The sequence below is a fragment of the Methylobacter sp. Wu8 genome (genome assembly GCF_036440755.1).
GTDB lineage: Bacteria > Pseudomonadota > Gammaproteobacteria > Methylococcales > Methylomonadaceae > Methylobacter_A > Methylobacter_A tundripaludum_A.
The window spans coordinates 30,738-52,083 of sequence record NZ_JAZGVT010000076.1; the positions used below are offsets into that span (position 1 = coordinate 30,738).

Below are 21,346 nucleotides of genomic sequence, written 5' to 3' on the forward strand. Positions count from 1 at the left end.
GGTTAGCGGTTTATGCATTTTGCGTTCTGTAGCGATATCGAAGAATTTAATAAAGATCAATTGCGTGATAAGCAATGGAGTTACCGTTTTCCTGGTTCTGGCTGGATAACATGCGTGTATCGTATGGCTGCAGAATCTGGGATAAATGTAGCATCAGGTGATGTTGCGCTTGCAAATATTGCTTCAAAAAAATGGGATGCGAAAGAGGTGTATGTAATACAGGACATGACGTCGACGGATGCAGCTAAATTGCTCGATTTGGGAGCTATGCCATTCTTGATTACTTGTTTTGAAGCGCCACTCTACGCGCCGTTTTTTTACGACAGCGTTGTCCAAATTGCCGATAGATTTAAGTTTAATTTGGGATTCGGTTTTCTAAATGAACAGGGCGGCGCTATAGGAGAAAAGACAAGGTTTCAATTTAGATTCCCTTCTTTTTATTTCGATGATATGCAAGAAATTCGTTCATGGAAGGATAGGAAAAAGCTGGTACTTGTTGCCGCGAATAAATACAGAGCTAAAAATTTATTTATTCCTGGGCGGCTGAGCCTGATCAATGTATTACGGCAAGTTAAATCGGCGAGCTGGCAATTTATTTCTCCAGCGTATCGTAAATCATTAGCCGCATCGCTTCATGATCGACGTTTTGAAGCAATTGAGTACTTTGCAAGTAAAAAAGAGCTGGATTTGTACGGTGCAGGCTGGGGAGATTTGGATGAGCTGCCGATGGTATGGGGCAATAGGCTTAGAGATGCTGTCAAAGACCAGTATCTGGGACGATGCGAAAACAAGCTGGAAACAATAAGTGGCTACCGCTTCTCAATTTGCTTTGAGAATATGGTATTGCCGGGATATATGACTGAAAAAATGGTTGATTGCTTTGTCGCTGGAACCGTTCCATTATATTTGGGTGCCCCGGATATTGAAACACTTGTTCCAGTAGAGTCATTTGTTGATATGCGAAATTTTAATTCTTACGATCAAGTTGATAATTATATGAATTCAGCGAATGAGCATGATGCCATAAGAATGATCAGAGCGGGGCGGGATTATTTGAGAACAGAAGCCGGGATGCTTCACTCCTATGAAGGCTTTGCGAGAAACGTAATTAGGTTGGCTAAGACATGCTAGACGTTACTGTATGTATCATGTCCTATAATCGTCCCGCATATTTGCGCGAATCGTTGCATTCCGTTCTTTCACAGACTAAACAACCTAAGAAAATTGTCATTTACGACAATGGTAGTAATAAGGATGTGTATGCAAGTATAGAAGAGTTTATAGGACGTGGGGTCCAATGGGTTGGGGCCGAGAATAACCATCCATTTATCTGGAATTTCAGCAGAGCCATGCTTAGCAACGACTCCAAATATGTTGTGTTGCTTCACGATGATGATAGGTTGTGCTCCAATTTTCTTGAGACTCAAATCGGCTTATTGGAGGCTAACGATAGTCTTTTGGCTGTTTCATGTAATGGATATTTTATAGATGAAGCTGGTAATAAGACTGGAGAAACGCTTGTATCCACCGTCGGTGGTGAACCTATTGAGTTGTACACATGTAGTGGGCATGTGGCTTTGAAATATGCAGGTAATTCATGTATACCCCTCTCCCCAGCGATATATCGCAGTCACGCAGTCCGTTCAGTTAAATTCAGAGAAGAATTTGGCAAGGTTTTTGACGCCGTATATTTTTGTGATTTGGCGGAAATTGGATCTATTGCGTATCAAGTTACGCCGCTATACGAGTGTCGGGTGCATGCTGGTCAGGATTCAAGCCACTTTCCATATGATCTAATGAACCGGCTCGAAGAATTTTATTGGTCAAGAACGTGCATGAATGATGCAGAGAGAATTAAACTGCGTGATTTATTGGTAAGGCAGCATACGGCTAGGAATCTTAAACGGCTTTTCCACTCAGTCAAAAAGGGGAATTTATCTTTGATGGCAACCCTTCTGCGGGACGATAAATTTAGATTTGCTGATGCTGTAAGAATAGTCGGAGCTTGGTGTATTAAATATGTTTTTCAGAGACGATAAAATGAAGTTGCTCGCAAAAGTTCTAAAACACTGGTTATTGGCTTTTCTATATCCTCGTCCACTGCTTGGCATTCTTTATTTACCACGTTTTTTCAACCATTGGTTTCGCTATGCAGGGGAAACGGGCGCGGAAAAAATCCGCGTTCTTGATATGCAACCGTGCTTGGGAGATTGGAGTACTCATACACCATTCGATGCTCACTATTTTTATCAGGGTGCATGGCTTGCCAGACGTATCGGTGCTGCGGAAATTGCTAAGCATGTCGATATTGGTTCCAGCGTTCTCACCATTAGCGTACTGAGCGCTCAAGTCGAAACGGTTTTTGTCGATTATCGGCCACTTAAAGCATCCCTGCCGGGATTAACTTCTATTGCGGGGAATATTCTGAACCTGCCGTTTCCAGATGATTCTATCGAATCGTTATCATGTCTTCATGTTATTGAACATATTGGCCTTGGACGCTATGGCGACCCGATTGATCCTTACGGCAGCACAAAAGCGGCGCGTGAATTACAGCGCATAGTGAGTCGTGGTGGCAACCTGTTTATTTCTTTGCCGGTTGGGCGCGAAAGAGTCTGCTTCAATGCCCATAGGGTACACTCGCCAATTTCAGTATTAAAGTTGTTTCCAGATATGAAGTTAATTGAATTTTCCTATGTGGATGATGCCGGCCAATACAGTGAAAAAAGAGCAGTGGAGGCCGCGAACGATTTTGAGTATGGTTGCGGGCTATTTCATTTTCAAAAGCCCTGATGGTTTTGGTCGATTATGAGTAATATTCTTATGAGGTGCGTGTGGTAGTTAGTCATATTCTTGGGGGTATCGGTAACCAGATGTTCCAGTATGCTGCCGGACGCGCACTTTCGCTTGCGAACAGCCAGAAGCTTCTTCTCGACTTGAGCGATTTTTCGGATTACCGCTTGCATCATGGTTTTGAATTGAGCCGGGTGTTCAATGTGATTGCGGAAAGGGCAGAGGTATCGACGATGCGTCAGTTATTAGGCTGGAGAGTAAATCGTTTGGTCAAGAAAGTGCTGCGTCGCCCTCAGTTTTCAGGACTCAGGGGCAAGAAGATTGTGGTTGAGCCCCATTTTAATTATTGGTCCGACTTCTTTAATTTGAATGATGATTGTTATTTGTTTGGCTACTGGCAATCGGAACGTTACTTCAAATTATTTGAAAGTGTTATTCGCCGGGATTTTACTTTTCGGGAGCCATTGGCTGGGCGAAATTCTGAGTTGGCATTGGAAATTGCAAATACCCAGTCAATAAGTTTACACGTCCGTCGTGGGGATTATGTCAGCGATTCCAAAACCGGAAAAATAATGGAAGTCTGCTCGTCAGACTATTATCATAAGGCGATCGGTTATATCGCCGAACGCATTGAACGACCGGTGTTTTATGTTTTTTCTGATGATATGGAGTGGGTAAGGCAAAATTTAACCGTGGAATTTCCTTGTATTTATGTCGATCATAATCATCAAGCAGAAAGCTACAGAGATATGCAGCTGATGAGCTTATGCAAGCATCATATTATTGCAAATAGCACGTTTAGCTGGTGGGGGGCGTGGTTAAATCCTAGCCCAGAGAAATTGGTTGTCGCGCCTAGAAGCTGGTTTTGCAACGGGAATGATGATCGCGATTTGATGCCTAATGAATGGATTCGGCTATGAGTGATCGGTATGACTCAGTGCATACGCCTGTAAGCGTGATTATTCCGTGTTATCGTTGTGCGGATACTATCCAGCGTGCGGTTGATTCAGTGATCGCTCAAACACGCCCCCCGGAAGAGATCATATTGATTGATGACTTCAGCAATGATGGGGGGGAAACGCTGGCCGTTCTGGATCGGCTTCGGCAGGAGCATCAAGAAACGAACATAAAGATCTTGCAGCTCAATAAGAACGGTGGGCCCGGTAGTGCGCGTAACGCAGGATGGGAGCAGTCATCACAACCCTATATTGCATTCCTGGATGCGGACGACAGCTGGCATCCGGAAAAAATGGCGATTCAATATCAATGGATGGCGGCGCACCCGGATGTCGTATTGTCGGGTCATCCGAGCATCAAAATATCGGAAGGCGTTGCATTGCCGGAATTACCAGAAAGCTTGCTAGCTCGCCGGATCAATGAATGTAGATTGCTGTTCTCCAATTGCCTTCCTACACGTTCAGTCATGTTAAAACGGGAAGTCTCTTTCCGGTTTTTCCCTGAAAAGCGCTATGCAGAAGATTACTTGCTTTGGCTCACCCTTGTATTTAATGGTCAGTCAGCCTGGTTTTTGAATAGTCCAATGGCTTATTCATTCAAAGAAGAGTTTGGAGATGGGGGATTAACGGGCAACCTGTGGAGGGCGCAACAAGGCATATTGGATACTTATCAAAAAATTTTTAGTGCCGGGTTTATTCCATTTTTCATGTTTATACTGGTTTCGAGTTTTTCGTTTTTAAAATACTTCCGAAGGTGGAGTATTGTAAAATGGCGTTTTTTGATTAACAGCGCCTCTTGATATTTTTGGATAGTAAAGTATGACGACTGACTCGTGGCAATCTATTCGTTGTGAACCAGCAAGAATACAAGGTGTTCGGATTAAACAGCTTTCGACTATTCCATTTTTTGTAAAACACCAACCGGTAATGCTCAGTAAACGCGGTGCCTATGCGAGTGCGGTTTCTGGAGCGGTTTTGCCTAGTAACGTCTTAGTGTTGTTTGACTGGCGTAATATTTTTGACGGTCTTGCAACGGAACCCAAAGCATCGTGAAAAAAATCTGTTATGTAGCCACTATCCCTGCGGTGGTCCACGCTTTTTTGCGAGGACACATTCGAGCGGCTGCGGAAAAGTATGATGTAACTGTGGTCTGTAATAACGCCGACGCCCACTTGCTCGATGGCATCAACGCTCGACTCATTCTACTACCCATTGAGCGCAAAGCATCACCTTGGCGCGATTTAATGGTTTTGATTCAGCTGATGATTTTGTTTCGCCGTGAACGATTTGATCTCGTGCATTCCATTATGCCTAAAACAGGACTGTTGAGCATGTTGGCTGCTTGGGCGGCCGGGGTTCCCAATCGGATGCATATTTTTACCGGACAGGTTTGGGCGACAAAACAAGGATGGAAACGCGGATCACTTAAAATGTTCGATAGGCTGATAGTGCTATTCGCTAATCAGATCTTAATGGATAGTCCGTCGCAACGGGATTTTTTGGTTTCTGAAGGTATTTTGCCTCAAGGAAACGGCATCGTAATTGGGCATGGTTCAATCTGCGGCGTTGATGCCGATCAGTTTCATCCTGATGCTCAAGTGCGGGAGAAGGTGCGAAGAGAGTTGGACGTAAGCTTGGAGCAAACCATAATCCTGTTCTTAGGGCGATTAAATCGTGATAAGGGAATACTCGATCTTGCTGCTGCGTTTGTCGAGATTGCATCAAAGCGAACAGATGCAGTGTTGGTATTGGTTGGCGCTGAAGAGGATATTTCTTTTGCTTATGTGCAAGCAATTTGTGGTGCATATGGGGATCGCTTGCGCAGAGTGAGCTTTACAACTAACCCTGAGCGCTATATGGCCGCCGCGGATATTTTTTGCCTGCCCAGCTATCGCGAAGGCTTTGGTCAGGTCATTATTGAAGCGGGGGCTACTGAAGTCCCGACCGTGGCTACGTGTATTTATGGAGTTACTGACGCGGTGGAAGACAGAAAAACAGGCTTGTTGTTTTCGGCTGGAGATGTTGCTGGTCTTACACAGTCTTTGCTGAAGCTGATAGATGATCGGTTTCTGAGGCATGAAATGGGCACTGCTGCGCGTGCGCGTGCGCTAGAGTTGTTTCCCAGCCACAAAATTTCCGAGGGAATGTTAGCGCTTTATGGCCAGCTATTGACGAAGCGTTGTGATTAATAAATGAGGGAGACGGGGACATTGCATAGCTCAAGATCGAAGACGGTGCTTGTTAGCGGAGCAAATGGTTTTGTGGGCAGGTCACTCTGTGCTGAGTTGCGTCGGCAGGGGCAATCTGTTCGTGCGGTGGCGCGCTCTGTAAATTTTCAGGTCGAAAATATTGAGACCATGTCAATCGGGACTATAAACGGTGAAACGGATTGGACGGATGCGCTACGTGGTATAAAAGTGGTCATTCATCTTGCCGCGCATGTGCATGTAATGAAAGCTAGCGTAGCCGATCCGCAGGGTGCGTTTCGCAAGGTAAATGTTGAGGGTACCTTTAATCTTGCCCGGCAGGCAGCCGACGCCGGCGTACAGCGCTTTATTTTTATCAGTTCGATCAAGGTCAATGGTGAATTTACGCCATTAGGACAGCCTTATACCGCCGAAGATCGGCCTGCACCTGTTGATCCTTACGGCATTTCCAAACTTGAAGCGGAAGATGCATTGCGGCAGTTGGCTGATGAAACCGGTATGGAAGTGGTGATCATCCGCCCGCCGTTGGTCTACGGACCGGGGGTGAAAGCCAATTTTCGCAGCATGATGCGTTGGCTTGAGACGGGGGTCCCGTTACCTTTGGGTGGGATTCATAATAAGCGTACACTGGTGGCGCTGGATAATTTGGTTGATTTGATCGTAACCTGCATTGATCATCCTGCCGCTGCCAACCAGACGTTTTTGGCCGGGGACGGTGAGGACATATCTATTACCGAATTGTTGCAGCGTTTGGGCATCGCATTGGGCAAACCCGCTAAACTATTCCCTATACCTGCCTGGTTATTAAAGACCGGCGCCATGTTGTTGGGTAAGCGTGAGATGGCGCAGCGGTTGTGTGGTTCGCTTCAAGCCGACATCAGCAAAGCGTCCGATCTGCTAGGCTGGCGACCGCCAGTGAGAGTGGATGATGCGTTGAAAAAAACCGCCGCAGATTTTTTACAAAAATCATAAGCTGCTTAATCTCAGAAACATTCAATCTAAGTAATTCAGTTTTTCACTCCGACAATTTCCTGCCGGGAAAGGTTGTTGGCACTCATAGTAAGCTCAAGGAAATAATTCATATTATTGGGAGCAGTTGCCGAAGAGCAAACACCTGTCCATACAGTTGTCAATTATTAAATAGAGGTACAAATGATTTTTTTGTGGTTTCTTTTGCTAACGAGTGCCGTGTCTTGGGGGCTTACCGGCTTTTTGCGCAGGTACGCGTTGGCGAGGAACTTAATCGATGTTCCTAATGAACGCAGTTCACACTCGACACCAACGCCTCGTGGCGGCGGTGTCGCCATTGTGACAGCGTTTTTGGCGGCTCTCCCCCTCCTCAATAGATTTGATCTGCTGGCGAACCCTGTATGCTTGGCCTTATGGGGTGCCGGATGCGCTGTTGCGGTAACCGGCTTTTTGGATGATCATGGACATATTGCCGCACGCTGGCGCTTATTGGTACATTTCGGAGCGGCGGCTTGGGGTCTTTATTGGCTGGGTGGCTTTCCTCCTGTCTCAGCCTTTGGGTATTCGCTGGATTTGGGATGGTTTGGGTACGCGTTTGCGGCCGTGTATGTAGTCTGGTTGCTCAATTTGTACAACTTCATGGATGGCATTGATGGCCTTGCCGGTATTGAGGCGGTTACGGTTTGTTGCGGGGGGGCTTTGATGGTGTGGCTTGTTGCGCCCGATTCAACCGCTTGGATGTTGCCGGTTCTTCTGGCTTCAGCAGTGTTGGGATTTCTTGTTTGGAATTTCCCTCCCGCCCGTATTTTTATGGGAGATGTAGGGAGCGGTTTTTTGGGTATCATATTGGCGCTGCTTTCGGTGCAAGCGGCAAGGATTGAACCTGGGTTATTATGGGTGTGGCTGATCTTGTTGGGTGTATTCATTGTTGATGCAACCGTTACCTTGTGTCGTCGCGTATTGCGGGGCGAGAAGTTTTATGAGGCGCACCATAGCCATGCCTATCAATATGCATCCCGCATCATAGGCGCCCATCAACCAGTCACCCTGGCAATAGGCGCTATTAATGTTTTTTGGTTGATGCCTGTTGCGGGTTTGGTTGCATTGGAAAAGTTAGACGGTATTGTTGGACTCATGGTGGCGTATTTGCCGTTATTGTTGTTGGCATATCGTTACAAGGCCGGTGATCGGCTGGCTCAAGCCAGGGATGCCGAGTGAGCTTGTTGAATCGGGGATAATGAAGCCGGTTATTAATGAAAATTGCTATAGAAAAACAGGGATAATTGATGAGGTCACGATTAGCGAACTGGTTCATTGGTCTTGCGCGTCAGAAGAAGGCATTTATTTTGATTAGCGCCGATGTTTTTTTTGCGATGTTTGCTCTTTGGGCGGCCTTTTCTTTGCGTTGGGGAGAGCTGTACATTCCTAAAGACGATGAGTGGTATCTATTTGCTGCGGCCCCGGTGATAGCCGTACCGATTTTTGTTAAGTTGGGCTTGTACCGTGCGATTATCCGTTACATAGAGGTCAGGGCGTTATGGACCATAATTCAGGCGACTACGCTTTATGCGTTGTTTTTTGCGTTTGTATTGTACGAGTCCGGAATCAAAGGCGTCCCCCGGACGGTGTTACCGCTCAACTGGTTGAATATGATGCTGCTGGTGGGCGGAAGCCGTTTTTTTGCGCGTTGGTGGTTGGGTGAGGTTTATTTAAACCTGGGTGTAGGCCGAGGTGCAAAAAATCACAGCAAAAAAAATGTAGTGATTTACGGCGCGGGAAACGCCGGCGTACAGTTGGCTTCCGCATTAGGCTATGGACGTGAATTCAGGCCGGTCGCGTTCATCGATGACGACGAGTTGCTGCATAAACAAAAGGTCAACGGTCTCCGGATTTATCCGCTCAGTTCTTTGCGGTACTTGATAGAAAAATATCAGGTTTCAGACGTTCTGCTGGCTATGCCTTCAGCTAATCGGGCGCGTAAAAGTGAAATTATTCGCTTGCTGGAGCCTTTTGCGGTTCATGTGATGTCGATGCCGGGTTTGTCCGAGATTGCCCAAGGCAAGGTCACCGTTGATGCGCTACAGGAGGTTGATATTGCCGACCTTCTGGGACGCGACGCTGTGGCCCCCGATCAATCGCTGCTGCATGCCAATATCGCAGGCAAGGTCGTAATGGTGACCGGCGCAGGCGGTTCTATCGGCTCCGAGCTTTGCCGGCAAATCATTCTGTTGCAGCCGGAGTCGTTGATTCTTTTTGAAATCAGTGAATTTGCGCTTTATGCGATAGAAAAAGAGTTGCAGCATTTATTAACCAAAGCCAAGAACGATAAAGAAATAAAACTGATTCCTGTATTGGGTTCGGTGGTAAACGCTAAGCGTTGCGAAAAAATATGCAAGACTTTCAAGGTGCGGACGATCTATCACGCGGCGGCTTACAAGCATGTGCCGATGGTCGAAAGAAATCCGGGCGAAGCGGTCTGGAACAATATATTTGGCACCTTGCATGCGGCAATGGCCGCGATAAAGACGGAGGTTGAGACCTTTGTGCTTATTTCAACGGATAAAGCGGTCAGGCCAACCAATACGATGGGAGCGACCAAGCGCTTCGCTGAATTGATTTTGCAGGCGCTCAGCTTTAATCAGGCTAATAATACAAACACCCGTTTTACGATGGTGCGCTTCGGCAATGTATTGGGATCTTCAGGGTCCGTGGTGCCGTTGTTTAAGGAACAGATCGCAAGAGGCGGGCCGGTAACGGTGACCGACGAGAGAATCATCCGCTATTTTATGACCATACCAGAGGCGGCGCAGCTGGTCATTCAGGCCGGTGCAATGGGTCAGGGCGGCGATGTGTTTGTGCTGGATATGGGCGAACCTATCCGTATTGTTGATTTAGCCAAGAGAATGATTCATTTGAGCGGATTGGAAATCAAAGATGCAGAGCATCCGGGCGGCGACATAGAGATTAGCTATACAGGCTTAAGGCCTGGAGAAAAGCTGTATGAAGAACTTTTGATTGGCGATAACGTTTCAAAAACCGGGCACGAAAGAATTATGCGCGCGCAGGAGCAGGTGATTCCGTGGACCGAACTGGAGAAAATGTTGGCGGTATTGGAGCAGGCAACACAAGATGATGACTTTGAACGGGTTAGGGCTGTTTTGGCCGACGCAGTTACCGGTTTTGTACCGCAATGTGAAATCGAAGACGTGTTGTGGAAAGAAGACAGGCGGATTGTGAATGGATAAATTGACCAGCATGAACGTTTTCGTCCGCGTGGCAAAGGCCGGAAGTTTTGCCGGCGGCGCGCGCGATCTGGATATTTCCAGAGCCATGGCGACCAAACATATCATGCATCTTGAGGGTGTACTGGGTACGCGATTATTCAACCGAACCACGCGCAGCTTAAGCCTGACCGACGTGGGCGCGTCCTATTTGGAGCGATGCCAGCAAGTGTTGCTAGAGGTTGAGGAGATGGAGGCCGCTGTCACGCATTTGCAGACCGAGCCCAGGGGGATTTTAAGAGTCAGTGCGCCGCCGGTGATCGGGGCGACGCATATCGCTTGGGCCGTAGCTGAATTTTTGAAGATACATCCTGACTTGACCGTCGAGATGATTTTACAGAGCAGTCCGGGGGATTTGATTGACGAGGGGATCGATGTCGCTATTTCTTTGGGCGCTTTGGATGATACCAGCATGTTTGCACGGAAATTAGCCAGTTCGTCGTTGGTTGTTTGCGGTTCGCCGGAGTATTTTGAGAAATACGGCGTTCCCCAGACGCCGGAAGATTTGGAGGATCACAGCTGCCTGGTCAACTGGGCTATCGCGCCGAGGAATAAATGGCTGTTCAAAGGCGAAGCCGGTTATACGGGGATAACGGTTTCAGGCCGGATGCAGGCGAATGTCGCAGACCCGATACGCATCGCCGCAATTAACGGCTTGGGCTTGGTGATGTTGCCGACTTATATCGTGGGCAGGGATATTGAAAAGGGCAAACTGAAAGCTGTTCTGGAAAATTACACCTCGCCGCCTCTGGATGTCCATGCCATATATCCCCATCGAAAGTATTTGTCGGCAAAGGTCAGGGGTTTTATGGATTTTTTGCAGGAATTTCTGGAATACCGGGTTAGCCGCGGGGAACGCAATCAGAGTGTTGATTAGTCGCGTGTTTTTGGCGGACGTTGCCCGGTATTTTCAGTAATGTAACGCCTTATTTGAACAGGTGGAGCTTCCTTTTTTTACCTATATCCTTGTAGGCAAGGGCTAAATATCAATGCTTGCCAGGAAAAATGCTCCATTATAGCGCCGTCCTGATGGCGTCGTCGTGAGTCGATTTCTTGACCGTGGCCTAGGGGATGCGATAATAGGCGACCGGAATTACTGTTTTATCAGCCTTTACGCAAGAAAAAGCAGCATCAGGGGTTGGCAATGAAGCCAGGTTTGTCGGCCAAAAACGCACGTAGAGATTAATAAGATGATAGAAAATTTAGCTCCGCAACACGCATGGGATTTGTTGCAAAATAATTCAGATGCGGTATTAGTGGATGTAAGAACGAAAGTTGAACATTCCTTTGTCGGGCATCCCCCAGGCGCTATATCCATTCCCTGGAAAGAAGCGCCCGATTGGCAAGTCAATCCGCAGTTTGTTGCCGAAGTTAAAAAGGTTGCACCTGATTGCAATACGCCGGTTTTATTGCTTTGCCGTAGCGGCCAACGTTCGCTGGATGCGGCAAAAGCATTGGAAGAGGCCGGTTATCAGTTGTTAATTAATATTGTTGACGGTTTTGAAGGCGCCCTGGATGAGCATAAGCATCGGGGTAATCTTGGCGGCTGGCGCTTTCAGGGTCTGCCTTGGGAGCAAAGTTAATCTTATAGCCAAATTTGGACCAAGCAGGGTGCGTCCAACAAAATCTAAACAGCAGTCATGACGGCGGCGCCGTCCTTTCTTCCCCCGCATTTAACCCATTAGAGTGCATCACGCATTCATCATGTTTAAAAAGGTGTGCATCGCGCGTCTTACATTTGTTTATTTAAACCTTAGAGACCATAAAAGTGATCGAAAAATTAAGAAATATTGCAATTATTGCCCACGTCGACCATGGCAAAACGACCCTGGTTGATAAATTATTGCAACAGTCCGGCACGTTTGCCGCTCATACTAAAGTGACTGAGCGCATTATGGACTCCAACGATATTGAAAAAGAACGCGGCATCACCATTCTGGCCAAGAATACCGCGCTGGACTGGAACGGCTATCACATCAATATCGTCGACACCCCGGGACACGCCGACTTTGGCGGCGAAGTGGAGCGGGTGTTATCGATGGTCGATTCGGTACTGTTGCTGGTTGATGCGGTGGACGGCCCTATGCCGCAGACCCGTTTTGTGACCCAAAAAGCGTTTGCGCTGGGATTGAAGCCGATTGTGGTTATCAACAAAATCGACCGTCCGGGTGCTCGTCCTGACTGGGTTGTCGACCAAACTTTCGATTTATTCGACCGCTTGGGCGCAACCGATGAACAACTGGATTTCCCTATCGTTTATGCGTCTGCAATCAACGGCTATGCCGGATTGGATCACAATATCTCCGGCGGCGACATGACCCCGTTATTCGAGACGATTGTTTCCAAAGTAAGCCCGCCACCTGTTGATATCGATGGCCCTTTCAAAATGCAGGTGACCAGCCTGGATTACAACACCTACACCGGCGTTATCGGTATCGGCCGGATTCAACGCGGCACTATCAAGCCCAATACGCCGCTGGTTATCGTTAATCGGGAAGGTGTTGAGCGTAAAGGCCGCATGCTGCAGGTTTACGGCTTTCACGGCTTGGACCGCGTTGAAGTTCAAGAGGCGCGAGCAGGCGATATTATTGCTTTTGCCGGCATTGAAAAGTTGGAAATATCAGACACCATCTGCCATCCCGATGCCGTAGAAGTCATGCCGCCATTGTCGGTTGATGAGCCGACGGTCAGTATGACGTTCCAGGTCAATAACTCGCCGTTTGCCGGACGCGAAGGCAAATTCGTCACCACGCGCCAAATTCGCGACCGCTTAGACAAAGAACTGCAACATAACGTTGCGTTGAAAGTTGAAGACACTGCGGATCCTGATAAATTCAAGGTATCCGGCCGCGGCGAACTGCATTTGTCGGTTTTGATTGAGAATATGCGCCGCGAAGGTTTTGAAATGGGCGTATCGCGTCCTGAAGTTATCGTCAAAGAAATTGATGGGGTAAAGTGCGAGCCTTTTGAAATGGTCACCATCGAAGTGGAGGAAATCCACCAAGGTGCGATCATGGAAAAACTGGGCGAACGCAAAGGTGATTTGACTAACATGATACCTGACGGCAAAGGACGCATCCGTCTGGAATACATGATGCCGTCGCGCGGTTTAATCGGTTTTCAGACCGAGTTTATGACCGCTACTTCAGGTTCAGGTCTGTTGTACCATGTATTCGACCACTACGGACCGATGAAAGCGGGCGACGTGGGCAGCCGTCAACGCGGCGTAATGATTTCAATGGTTGCCGGCAAAGCCGTCACCTACTCATTGCATCCGTTACAAGAGCGAGGCGAGTTATTATTGGTTAATGGTGACGAGGTCTACGAAGGCATGCTGGTCGGTCTGCATTCACGTTCCAATGATTTAACCGTTAACCCTTGCAAGCCTAAAGCGCTAACCAATATGCGCGCTTCGGGTTCGGATGAAAACTTGGTGCTGGCGAGAATTCAGAAAATGACGCTGGAGCAAGCGTTGGAATTTATTGCCGAAGACGAACTGGTTGAAGTTACGCCAAAATCGATACGCTTGCGCAAGAAGTTGTTAACTGAAAACGAGCGTAAAAGAGCGACCAAGGGCTAAGTTAGCGGGCATCATGCTCATCGGCTCACCTTAACCGGCAAGCCGTATTCACAAAAGGGGGGAACCGTCCGGTTCCCCCCTTTTTTGCGTTTTTGGCCGCAAAGGCCGCTCGATCAGACTTAACTCTGTAGAATTCATAGGCTAAAAATCAGTTGAGCCAAGCCTGAAAAAACATTAGGTTTGCGTTTGGTGGTTACAGTCGATCAAAATCGGAGGCGTTGTTCCGGCAACTATTTTTTTATTACCGATACAATGGATTGCCACGAACCGCATATAAGCGAGTTGAGCCCTACATTCCAAGGTTTTAAACATGAATCGATACGATCAATCTCAAGGTAAAAAAATCGGCAGAGCCGTGATTGTGGCGACGATTATTTTGGCCGCTTTGGCGAGCGCCGGTTGGTTTTATTTTAAGCATCAACAAAGCGCCGCCGTAACAGAACCTGAATCCCGTACTTTGGCGCTTCCTTCAGGTTTTGGACAGATGGATGCAATGAGTGCTTTGTCGATCAAGGAATCGATAGAGGGAGTGGCAGTGGAAGAAGCCGTTTCAGATAACATTGTCGAACTGCAACAGGAAACTGCATTTATTTTGCCCGACCTTGACCATAGCGACGCGCTGTTCCGGGAGGAAATGACAGGCATTTCTCCAGCGCTTGCCGGGCGGCTGAATACGGATCAGTTGGTCAGGAAATACGTTGTCATTGTTAACGATTTTTCGCAAGGCTTGCGGCTTGAAAAGCATCTGCGCTTTCTTCAGCCGGATCAGCCGTTTGCAGTCGAGCAACAGGATGGCTCGCTGTTTATATCGACTAAGAGCTATCAGCGCTATGACTGGCTGGCGGCGGCAATAAATGAACTGGATGTACAGGCGACGCTGGCAGTGTATAAAAAATTCAGGCCGTTATTGTTGCAGGTATTCAGGGAGTTCAGTTACCCGGATGAGTACAGCCTGGAAGATATTTTCACCAAAGCGGCGTCGGTCATTCTTGCTGCGCCTGTTGTTGACGGGCGGCTTGCAGTGCTAAGGCACTCGATAAACTATAAATTTGCCGATCGGCAGCTTGAAGCGGCAAACCCGGTACATAAACAGATGCTGCGCATGGGGCCTGAAAATACCCGCATCATCCAAAATAAACTGCGCATTCTGGTTGAGGGATTGGTTAATACAAAAGAATAGTTTTAGCGCGTGCCAAACACCACGATCGTTTTGCCGTGCGCACTAATCAGTTTTTTATTTTCCAGTTCTTTTAAGACGCGCCCGGCCATTTCCCTGGAGCAACTGACCATGCGGCCGATTTCTTGTCTGGAGATATGCAGTTGCATGCCATCAGGGTGGGTTATCGCTTCTGGGCCTTTGCACAAATCCAGCAAGGTCCGGGCAATTCGACCTTCTACATCCATGAACGCCAGATCGCATAAATTACGGCTGGTGTTTAACAGTCGTGACGATAATTGCTCGCCTATCATGAAAAGAATGTCGGGGCCATGTTCCCCCAGATCTTTTCTCAAAATCTGGCGGAGCCGTTCGTAGCTGATTTCGGCCAAATGGCATTCGCCGCGCGTTTTAACGCTGACTTTTCGCGGTTCGGCCCCTTTAAATACGCCGATTTCACCGATAAATTCATTTTTATTCAAATAAGCGAGTATCAATTCGTGTCCGCCGTCGGCGTCTTCCACGCAAACACTGACCGAGCCGCTTATGATAAAATATAAGCGGTCGCCTATGTCGCCAGGCCGAATGATGGTCGTTTTGGCGGGATATTTCTTTATATGGCAAAAGCGTAAAAAATGCTCCAGCGCTGCTTTATAGGGGGATTCTTGGGGGGTAAGTGTCATAGGTGTAATTCATCTGTCCTTAGTGCCGTGGCGGGTCTGGGTAACAATGCAGGATTTTAACAAAAAAATCAATATTGTCACTCTGGCAATAAGTATTTTTATGCTACTCTATGCGTCATTTTTAACCGGGAAAATAAATGCAAGTAACAGTCAAATGGGTCGATGGCGTGATGTTCGTCGGCGAAACCGGCAGTGGACATGCTGTAGTTATGGATGGCCCTCCCGATCACGGCGGCCGTAACATGGGTGTGCGTCCGATGGAAATGCTTTTGCTGGGCGTCGGCGGTTGTTCATCTTTTGATGTGGTGCAGATTTTGCAAAAAGGCAGAAACGATATGGTTCACTGTGTGGCTGAGGTTACCGCCGAACGGGTCGACGCGATCCCTAGCGTGTTCAGCAAGATTCATCTGCATTTTATTGTCACCGGCCATGATTTAAAAGCATCTGCTGTTGAAAGAGCGGTAAAATTATCCGCAGAGAAATATTGCTCTGCTTCCATCATGCTAAGCAAGGCAGTGGAAATCACCCATGATTTTGAAGTTATCGAGGTTTAACTACGTTGAATAAATTGCAATTACACGGCTTTAACAATTTAACAAAGTCGCTCAGTTTCAATATCTATGACATCTGTTACGCTCCGGCTGAACAACAGCAGGCTTATATCGAGTATATTGATGAAGCTTATAACGCCGACAAACTGACCCAAATTCTTAAGGATGTCGCTGAAATTATCGGTGCGCAAGTCCTTAATATCGCCCGTCAGGACTATGAGCCGCAAGGTGCCAGCGTTACCATGCTGATCTCCGAAGGCGAAGCGCCGCCGCCGCCGAGTATGAACAGCCAGTCTCCCGGCCCCTTGCCTGAAACGGTGCTCGCGCATCTGGATAAGAGTCATATTACCGTACACACTTATCCCGAAAGCCATCCCGACAACGGCATCAGCACCTTTCGCGCCGATATTGACGTCTCCACCTGCGGCCGGATTTCGCCGTTGAAAGCGCTCAATTACCTGATTCACAGCTTCGAATCCGATGTCGTGACCATGGATTATAAAGTGCGCGGTTTTACCCGTGACATTTCAGGTAAAAAACATTATATCGATCATAAGATTACGTCTATTCAAGACTATATTGCGATAGACACGCAAGAAAGTTACCAGATGATTGATGTGAATGTGTACCAGGAAAATATTTTCCACACCAAAATGATGCTCAAGGAAACCGAGCTGGAGAATTACTTATTCGAGAAGGAATGCGATTTGTCCGCCGAGCAAAAAGCGGAAATAGAAAGCAAGCTGCATAAAGAAGTGACCGAAATTTTTTATGGTCACAACTACCGTCAGCGTTATGAAGAAGTTAAGGCTTGATGCTTGATCTGCCGGGGCGAATGAATTCGCCCCGGCAGTGTCTTCTGCATTAAGTTATCTGGTTATGTTTTAATTGCCGCGCAATTAAAGTAATCGGATGAAGCACTTCCAGCGCCACTCCTCTCTCTCTTAGGCCTGCCGATATATGCAGCGCGCAACCTATGTTGGAGCTGACCAGATACTCGGGCTGACCTTCTAAAGCCACATTCAATAAATCATTTAACAAGGCTTGCGCCATTCGCGGATGGTCCAGCATGTAGCTGCCCGCCGAACCGCAGCATTGTATAGCTGCAGACAGCTGGGTCATTTTAATATCGGGAATTTGTTGCAGCAGCTTTACCGCGCCCTGCTCCTCGCGCATGACGTTTTTTAGCGAACACGGGGTATGCAGGCATACCGATGCCGCAAGCGGCATCAGTTGGTTGCTGAGATTGCAGCCTGATTTGATCAGAAACTGGCTGATATCAATTACTTTCCCGGCAAACTCGGTTTGTTGATATTCCTGCATCTGACTGCCGCAGCCGCTGGCGATGGTCACTATCGCGTCCAGGTTTTTATCCGCAAAAGCGCTGCAATTGGCTGCGGCCAGCTGTTCGGATGTTTCATTATCGCCGTCATGCAAATCCAGCGCACCGCAACAGGTTTGCTGTTCGGGTATAGATACATTAAACCCGGTCGCAGTTAATACCTTGATTGCCGCATTGACGGTTTCATGATCCAGCAAAGAACCCATGCAGCCGATAAACAAGCCTACGTTGCCTCTCACTTCGGCAGTTGCCGGATAATGTGGGGCCAAAGGTTTTGATTCATGATAATCAGGCAGCAGACGATCGACTTTATCCAGTCTTAGCAAGCCCGGCAACCCGAGCAATCGCGCCGTTGTTTGCAATCCCGTGGTTTGATAAAACCTTAAACCCGATTGCGCCAGACGGCCGGCGGTTTTGTTGTGGGACACTCTTTTCAGTAATGATACCGACAGTGTGGCGTCGCGATCGCCTTTTATTTGCTCACGAAAATTATTAATTAACCGCCCATAAGGCACCACGGCCGGACAAACCCGTTCACAGGAACGGCATAGCAGGCAATTGTCGACATGTTCAACCAGCTTTTTTGATGTTTCCAGATGCCCGCCCGCCCAGGCTTGAATCAATGCAATACGGCCGCGAGGCGATTCGTTTTCGTTTTGGGTTTTATTGTAAGTGGGGCAATGCGGCAGACATAAACCGCATTTAACGCAGATGTCGGCGTCGGCTAATAAGTTATTCATGGTTTTGTGCAGAGATTGCTTCAATTATTTCTGAGTATTCATCGACTTTTGGCCGGTATAAAAACAGCCCCAGCGCCGATAGCCCGGTGAGTATGTACAAGGTGTTGAAACCATCGCCGAACACAAACATGATCAGGCCGAAAATTCCGACAACTTCAATCAGCGACATCGAAACGATGACGGTCACCAGATAACGGCTTTTGGCAATGTTCCCGGGCGTCGCGGCGGAGCAAGGCATGGTTTGATTCAAGCGAAGCTGGATGTGCCGGATCAGGTTGGTCAGCGGAAATGTCACAATTGCAATCACGTAAAACACCGTTCTGAGCAGTACCCGTTGGGCTTCCGGTAGCGGCTGTTGCAGCTGTTCGCCCAAGGTGTGGCAAATAATGATGTAAGCCGCCAGCATGGTAAGCATCATGCCGACAATAACCCAGGGCAGCATAAGATCAGCCTTTAGTTGTTCGCGTTCGACCTGATTCCCCATGTTGTTTCCTGTTAAGTGAATTTAGCGGCCTATGATACCAAACCCTGTCGCCATGAGGCTTGAATTTGTTGGGCCACGAAAACAGCCGGAAGGAATATCAAGTTGTCGGTTGTAAGGCGAAGGGCGAAGGGCGAAAGGCGAAAAAATCAGGTTTCAAATTCCGGCGCCTTTAGCCCTTAGCTGTTTGCCTCTTTTTTAAACATAAAACCTTTTGACAAGATGAGACAACCGGTCGTATTATCTAGCCATGCAGCAGACTACAAAAAAACAAATCAACCGGGAAAACCTGTTAAATCAGGGTGTAACTCTGCTTATGGAGCAGGGTTACCACGGCACCGGACTGAAAGCGATTCTGGATGCGGTACAGATTCCGAAAGGCTCTTTTTATAATTACTTCGGTAGTAAAGAAAACTTCGGCGCGGAAGTTATCCAGCATTATATCGAGCCGTTTATTAAGCAATTGACCGCGCATTTACAGCAGTCCGAAGGCGATGCGCTCGGCGCGCTGCGGCGCTATTTTGACGAGGGGATTGCCGAGCTTGAGAAAGCGGACTTCAAAGGAGGCTGTCTGCTGGGCAATTTAATGGGCGAAATCGGCGATACCAGCGATCTTTGCCAAAAATCGCTGCAATCCGCACTTAACCGTTACCGGGATTTGTTGCAATCGGGTCTGTCCCAGGCACAGCAACAAGGCACGGTAAGAACTGACAAGTCGGCAGAAGACATGGCCGATCTGCTGGTTAACGCCTGGCAGGGAGCCTTGTTAAGAATGAAAATTGAAAAGTCGTCCGCACCGCTCAAGCAGTGTTGCCAGGATTTATTAGGCGATTTTTTTAAAGCGCAATCCTGATTGCGTTTTAAAAAGCCGCCCCATCGTTTTTACAATCAACCAGGAGATACAGATGCCAAAATATATTATCGAACGTGAAATCCCCGGCGCGGGTTCATTGGCTTATCGCGAGTTGCAGGACATTTCGCAAAAATCATGCGGCGTTCTTAACGAAATGGGGCCAAGAATCCAATGGGTCGAAAGCTATGTGACCGACGATAAAGTCTATTGCGTCTACATCGCGCCGGATGAAGAGGCGGTTAGAGAACATGCCGAAAAAGGTGGATTTCCTGCCAACCGCATTTCCCTGGTCAGGACCATAATCGATCCCACTACCGCAGAATAACTCATTAGCCCGCTTCATCTATCCCAGCTCCCAATGCGGTTAAATCCACCTGCGGATTTAACCGCATTCAGCAAAGTAATCAGAGAAACCACGATGACAACAAAAAATACAATAAAATTCGCCCGCTCGCTGCTTGTTTGCACGGCGCTGCTTAGCCCGGTGCTGGGATACGCAGAAATATTGGCGATGGTTAATTACGAAAGCAAACCGGGCCAAACCCCAAGACGGGAAGGCATCGCGATTATCGACGTCGATCCTGCATCGAAAAATTTTGCCAAAATCCTGAATGACATCCCGTTGCCGGACGACTTGGTCGCCCATCATATCTTCTACAACAAAGATCTCAGCAAAGCCTATATCACTTCATTGGGCAACGGCGCGCTGCATGTAATGGACATGACCCATGTTCCTTACCGGCCCAAAAAAGTCGATATGCCCGACTGCAAGGTCGCCGAAGACGTAGCCTTTTCCAAGGACAACAAGACCTGGTACATGACCTGCATGGGCTCAAGCAACGTGATAGTCGGCGATGCCCAAACCGATAAGCAGATCAAAGTGATTGCGGCCGATTCGGAAAACGCTTTTATCCGCTATCCGCACGGCATCAGCATCAATGAGGATATAGACCGCATCATGGTCACCAGCACCGTGCGTCCGTCGGATCTGGGCGATGCCGGCGAAACCGTGACCGTTATCGAAGCGTCCAGCGGCAACGTGTTATCCAGCCACAAATTGTCCGATAAGCCTTCTCCTTCCGGCGTGTCTCCGGTAGAGGCGGTGTTCCTGCCCGGATCGAATCCGCCGACGGCTTATATCAACACCATGTTCGGCGGCGCGTTGTGGACGGGTACATGGAATGCGGGCAACAAGAACTTCGATTTCCAGCAAGTGTTCGATTTTAATGCGGTTAAACAGGGCGTCCCTTTGGAAATCTATTTCAATGACGAAAATGACCGCATGTATATTACAACGGCCAATCCCGGTTATTTGAATATCTTCGACATCAGCCAATCCAAGCAGAAGCCGACTTTGATAAAGGCCATACCGACCGCAGGCGGCGCTCACCATGTGGTGCTTTCGCCCGATGAGCAGTATGCCGTCGTGCAGAACAGCTTTTTAAACTTGCCGGATATGAGCGACGGTTCAATTACCGTGATCGACCTGAATAAAATGGAAGTAAAAGCCACTATCGATACATTTAAGAAGCAAGGGCTTAATCCTAACTGTATTATCATGATGCCGAAATGGCACCATGATACTGCGCACTAAGGATATGGTCAGTAATAACTTCCCGATAGGGATCGGATGAAATTTTTCCGTTCGCCCTGAGCACAGCCGAAGGGCTCTGCACGAACGGTTTGACGACCGAAAATAGTAGTTATTTGTAACCAGATCCTAACGTGATGCGGGTGAGCTGCATGGAATTCTA

22 protein-coding genes are annotated in these 21,346 nt (G+C 47.9%); 19 read left to right on the forward strand and 3 right to left on the reverse strand.

Features of this window, described 5'->3' with window-relative positions; translation table 11 throughout:
* Positions 1 to 12: 12 nt before the first annotated feature.
* The 14 genes from V3O24_RS18130 to V3O24_RS18195 all read left to right on the forward strand — a co-directional run bounded on the left by V3O24_RS18130 (position 13) and on the right by V3O24_RS18195 (position 14,966).
* Positions 13 to 1,131 (forward strand): glycosyltransferase family 10, encoded by a 1,119-nt coding sequence (locus V3O24_RS18130; protein WP_331308270.1) that lies wholly within the window; start codon positions 13 to 15, stop codon positions 1,129 to 1,131.
* Positions 1,125 to 2,039 (forward strand): glycosyltransferase family A protein, encoded by a 915-nt coding sequence (locus tag V3O24_RS18135; protein ID WP_331308271.1) that lies wholly within the window; start codon positions 1,125 to 1,127, stop codon positions 2,037 to 2,039. The genes V3O24_RS18130 and V3O24_RS18135 overlap by 7 nt, the downstream gene beginning before the upstream one ends.
* Position 2,040: 1 nt before the next feature.
* Positions 2,041 to 2,793, forward strand: a complete 753-nt coding sequence (locus tag V3O24_RS18140; protein WP_331308272.1) for a DUF268 domain-containing protein — start codon at positions 2,041 to 2,043, stop codon at positions 2,791 to 2,793.
* A 41-nt stretch (positions 2,794 to 2,834) separates the two neighbouring features.
* The gene (locus V3O24_RS18145; RefSeq protein WP_331308273.1) at positions 2,835 to 3,713 is read left to right on the forward strand and encodes an alpha-1,2-fucosyltransferase; all 879 of its coding nucleotides are present in this window, start codon (positions 2,835 to 2,837) and stop codon (positions 3,711 to 3,713) included.
* Positions 3,710 to 4,549, forward strand: coding sequence for a glycosyltransferase family 2 protein (locus V3O24_RS18150; protein WP_331308274.1), 840 nt, complete (start codon positions 3,710 to 3,712; stop codon positions 4,547 to 4,549). The genes V3O24_RS18145 and V3O24_RS18150 overlap by 4 nt, the downstream gene beginning before the upstream one ends.
* 19 nt (positions 4,550 to 4,568) lie before the next feature.
* Positions 4,569 to 4,802: a hypothetical protein gene (locus tag V3O24_RS18155; protein ID WP_331308275.1), complete on the forward strand. Its 234-nt coding sequence runs from the start codon at positions 4,569 to 4,571 to the stop codon at positions 4,800 to 4,802.
* Positions 4,799 to 5,938 carry a glycosyltransferase family 4 protein gene (locus V3O24_RS18160; RefSeq protein ID WP_331308276.1) on the forward strand — a complete coding sequence of 380 codons (1,140 nt, stop codon included), beginning with the start codon at positions 4,799 to 4,801 and terminating at the stop codon, positions 5,936 to 5,938. Before V3O24_RS18155 ends, V3O24_RS18160 begins: the two co-directional genes overlap by 4 nt.
* A gap of 3 nt (positions 5,939 to 5,941) precedes the next feature.
* Complete coding sequence (locus V3O24_RS18165) at positions 5,942 to 6,928, forward strand: SDR family oxidoreductase (protein WP_331308277.1); 987 nt, start codon at positions 5,942 to 5,944, stop codon at positions 6,926 to 6,928.
* Positions 6,929 to 7,144: 216 nt separating this feature from the next.
* The gene (locus V3O24_RS18170) at positions 7,145 to 8,143 is read left to right on the forward strand and encodes a glycosyltransferase family 4 protein (RefSeq protein WP_331308278.1); all 999 of its coding nucleotides are present in this window, start codon (positions 7,145 to 7,147) and stop codon (positions 8,141 to 8,143) included.
* Between the two features lie 68 nt (positions 8,144 to 8,211).
* Positions 8,212 to 10,170 carry a nucleoside-diphosphate sugar epimerase/dehydratase gene (locus V3O24_RS18175; RefSeq protein WP_331308279.1) on the forward strand — a complete coding sequence of 653 codons (1,959 nt, stop codon included), beginning with the start codon at positions 8,212 to 8,214 and terminating at the stop codon, positions 10,168 to 10,170.
* Positions 10,163 to 11,083, forward strand: a complete 921-nt coding sequence (locus tag V3O24_RS18180) for a LysR family transcriptional regulator (protein WP_104422111.1) — start codon at positions 10,163 to 10,165, stop codon at positions 11,081 to 11,083. The genes V3O24_RS18175 and V3O24_RS18180 overlap by 8 nt, the downstream gene beginning before the upstream one ends.
* A 313-nt stretch (positions 11,084 to 11,396) precedes the next feature.
* A complete protein-coding gene (locus V3O24_RS18185) occupies positions 11,397 to 11,789 on the forward strand; it encodes a rhodanese-like domain-containing protein (RefSeq protein ID WP_104422110.1) in 393 nt (130 codons plus the stop codon).
* 185 nt (positions 11,790 to 11,974) lie between these two features.
* The gene (gene typA / locus V3O24_RS18190; protein ID WP_104422109.1) at positions 11,975 to 13,786 is read left to right on the forward strand and encodes a translational GTPase TypA; all 1,812 of its coding nucleotides are present in this window, start codon (positions 11,975 to 11,977) and stop codon (positions 13,784 to 13,786) included.
* 310 nt (positions 13,787 to 14,096) lie between these two features.
* Positions 14,097 to 14,966, forward strand: a complete 870-nt coding sequence (locus V3O24_RS18195) for a DUF3014 domain-containing protein (RefSeq protein WP_104422108.1) — start codon at positions 14,097 to 14,099, stop codon at positions 14,964 to 14,966.
* A gap of 2 nt (positions 14,967 to 14,968) precedes the next feature.
* Here the strand turns inward: V3O24_RS18195 and crp are convergent, their stop codons facing one another.
* Positions 14,969 to 15,625, reverse strand: coding sequence for a cAMP-activated global transcriptional regulator CRP (gene crp, locus V3O24_RS18200; RefSeq protein WP_331308280.1), 657 nt, complete (start codon positions 15,623 to 15,625; stop codon positions 14,969 to 14,971).
* Positions 15,626 to 15,762: 137 nt separating this feature from the next.
* Between crp and V3O24_RS18205 the strand changes: the two genes are divergently transcribed.
* Positions 15,763 to 16,179, forward strand: a complete 417-nt coding sequence (locus V3O24_RS18205; protein ID WP_104422106.1) for an OsmC family protein — start codon at positions 15,763 to 15,765, stop codon at positions 16,177 to 16,179.
* 5 nt (positions 16,180 to 16,184) lie between these two features.
* On the forward strand, positions 16,185 to 16,991 hold the full coding sequence (gene speD, locus V3O24_RS18210; protein WP_104422105.1) for an adenosylmethionine decarboxylase: 807 nt from the start codon (positions 16,185 to 16,187) through the stop codon (positions 16,989 to 16,991).
* 49 nt (positions 16,992 to 17,040) lie between these two features.
* Here the strand turns inward: speD and V3O24_RS18215 are convergent, their stop codons facing one another.
* The gene (locus V3O24_RS18215; protein ID WP_331308281.1) at positions 17,041 to 18,258 is read right to left on the reverse strand and encodes a (Fe-S)-binding protein; all 1,218 of its coding nucleotides are present in this window, start codon (positions 18,256 to 18,258) and stop codon (positions 17,041 to 17,043) included.
* Complete coding sequence (locus tag V3O24_RS18220; protein WP_331308282.1) at positions 18,251 to 18,742, reverse strand: hypothetical protein; 492 nt, start codon at positions 18,740 to 18,742, stop codon at positions 18,251 to 18,253. Before V3O24_RS18220 ends, V3O24_RS18215 begins: the two co-directional genes overlap by 8 nt.
* Positions 18,743 to 18,989: 247 nt before the next feature.
* On the opposite strand from V3O24_RS18220, the gene V3O24_RS18225 reads away from it, so the two are divergent.
* From V3O24_RS18225 to V3O24_RS18235, 3 genes are all read left to right on the forward strand, one after another.
* On the forward strand, positions 18,990 to 19,592 hold the full coding sequence (locus V3O24_RS18225) for a TetR family transcriptional regulator C-terminal domain-containing protein (protein WP_331308283.1): 603 nt from the start codon (positions 18,990 to 18,992) through the stop codon (positions 19,590 to 19,592).
* A gap of 52 nt (positions 19,593 to 19,644) precedes the next feature.
* Positions 19,645 to 19,917 (forward strand): DUF4242 domain-containing protein, encoded by a 273-nt coding sequence (locus V3O24_RS18230; RefSeq protein ID WP_104422101.1) that lies wholly within the window; start codon positions 19,645 to 19,647, stop codon positions 19,915 to 19,917.
* A gap of 93 nt (positions 19,918 to 20,010) precedes the next feature.
* Positions 20,011 to 21,186, forward strand: a complete 1,176-nt coding sequence (locus tag V3O24_RS18235) for a YncE family protein (protein WP_331308284.1) — start codon at positions 20,011 to 20,013, stop codon at positions 21,184 to 21,186.
* Positions 21,187 to 21,346: the final 160 nt, after the last annotated feature.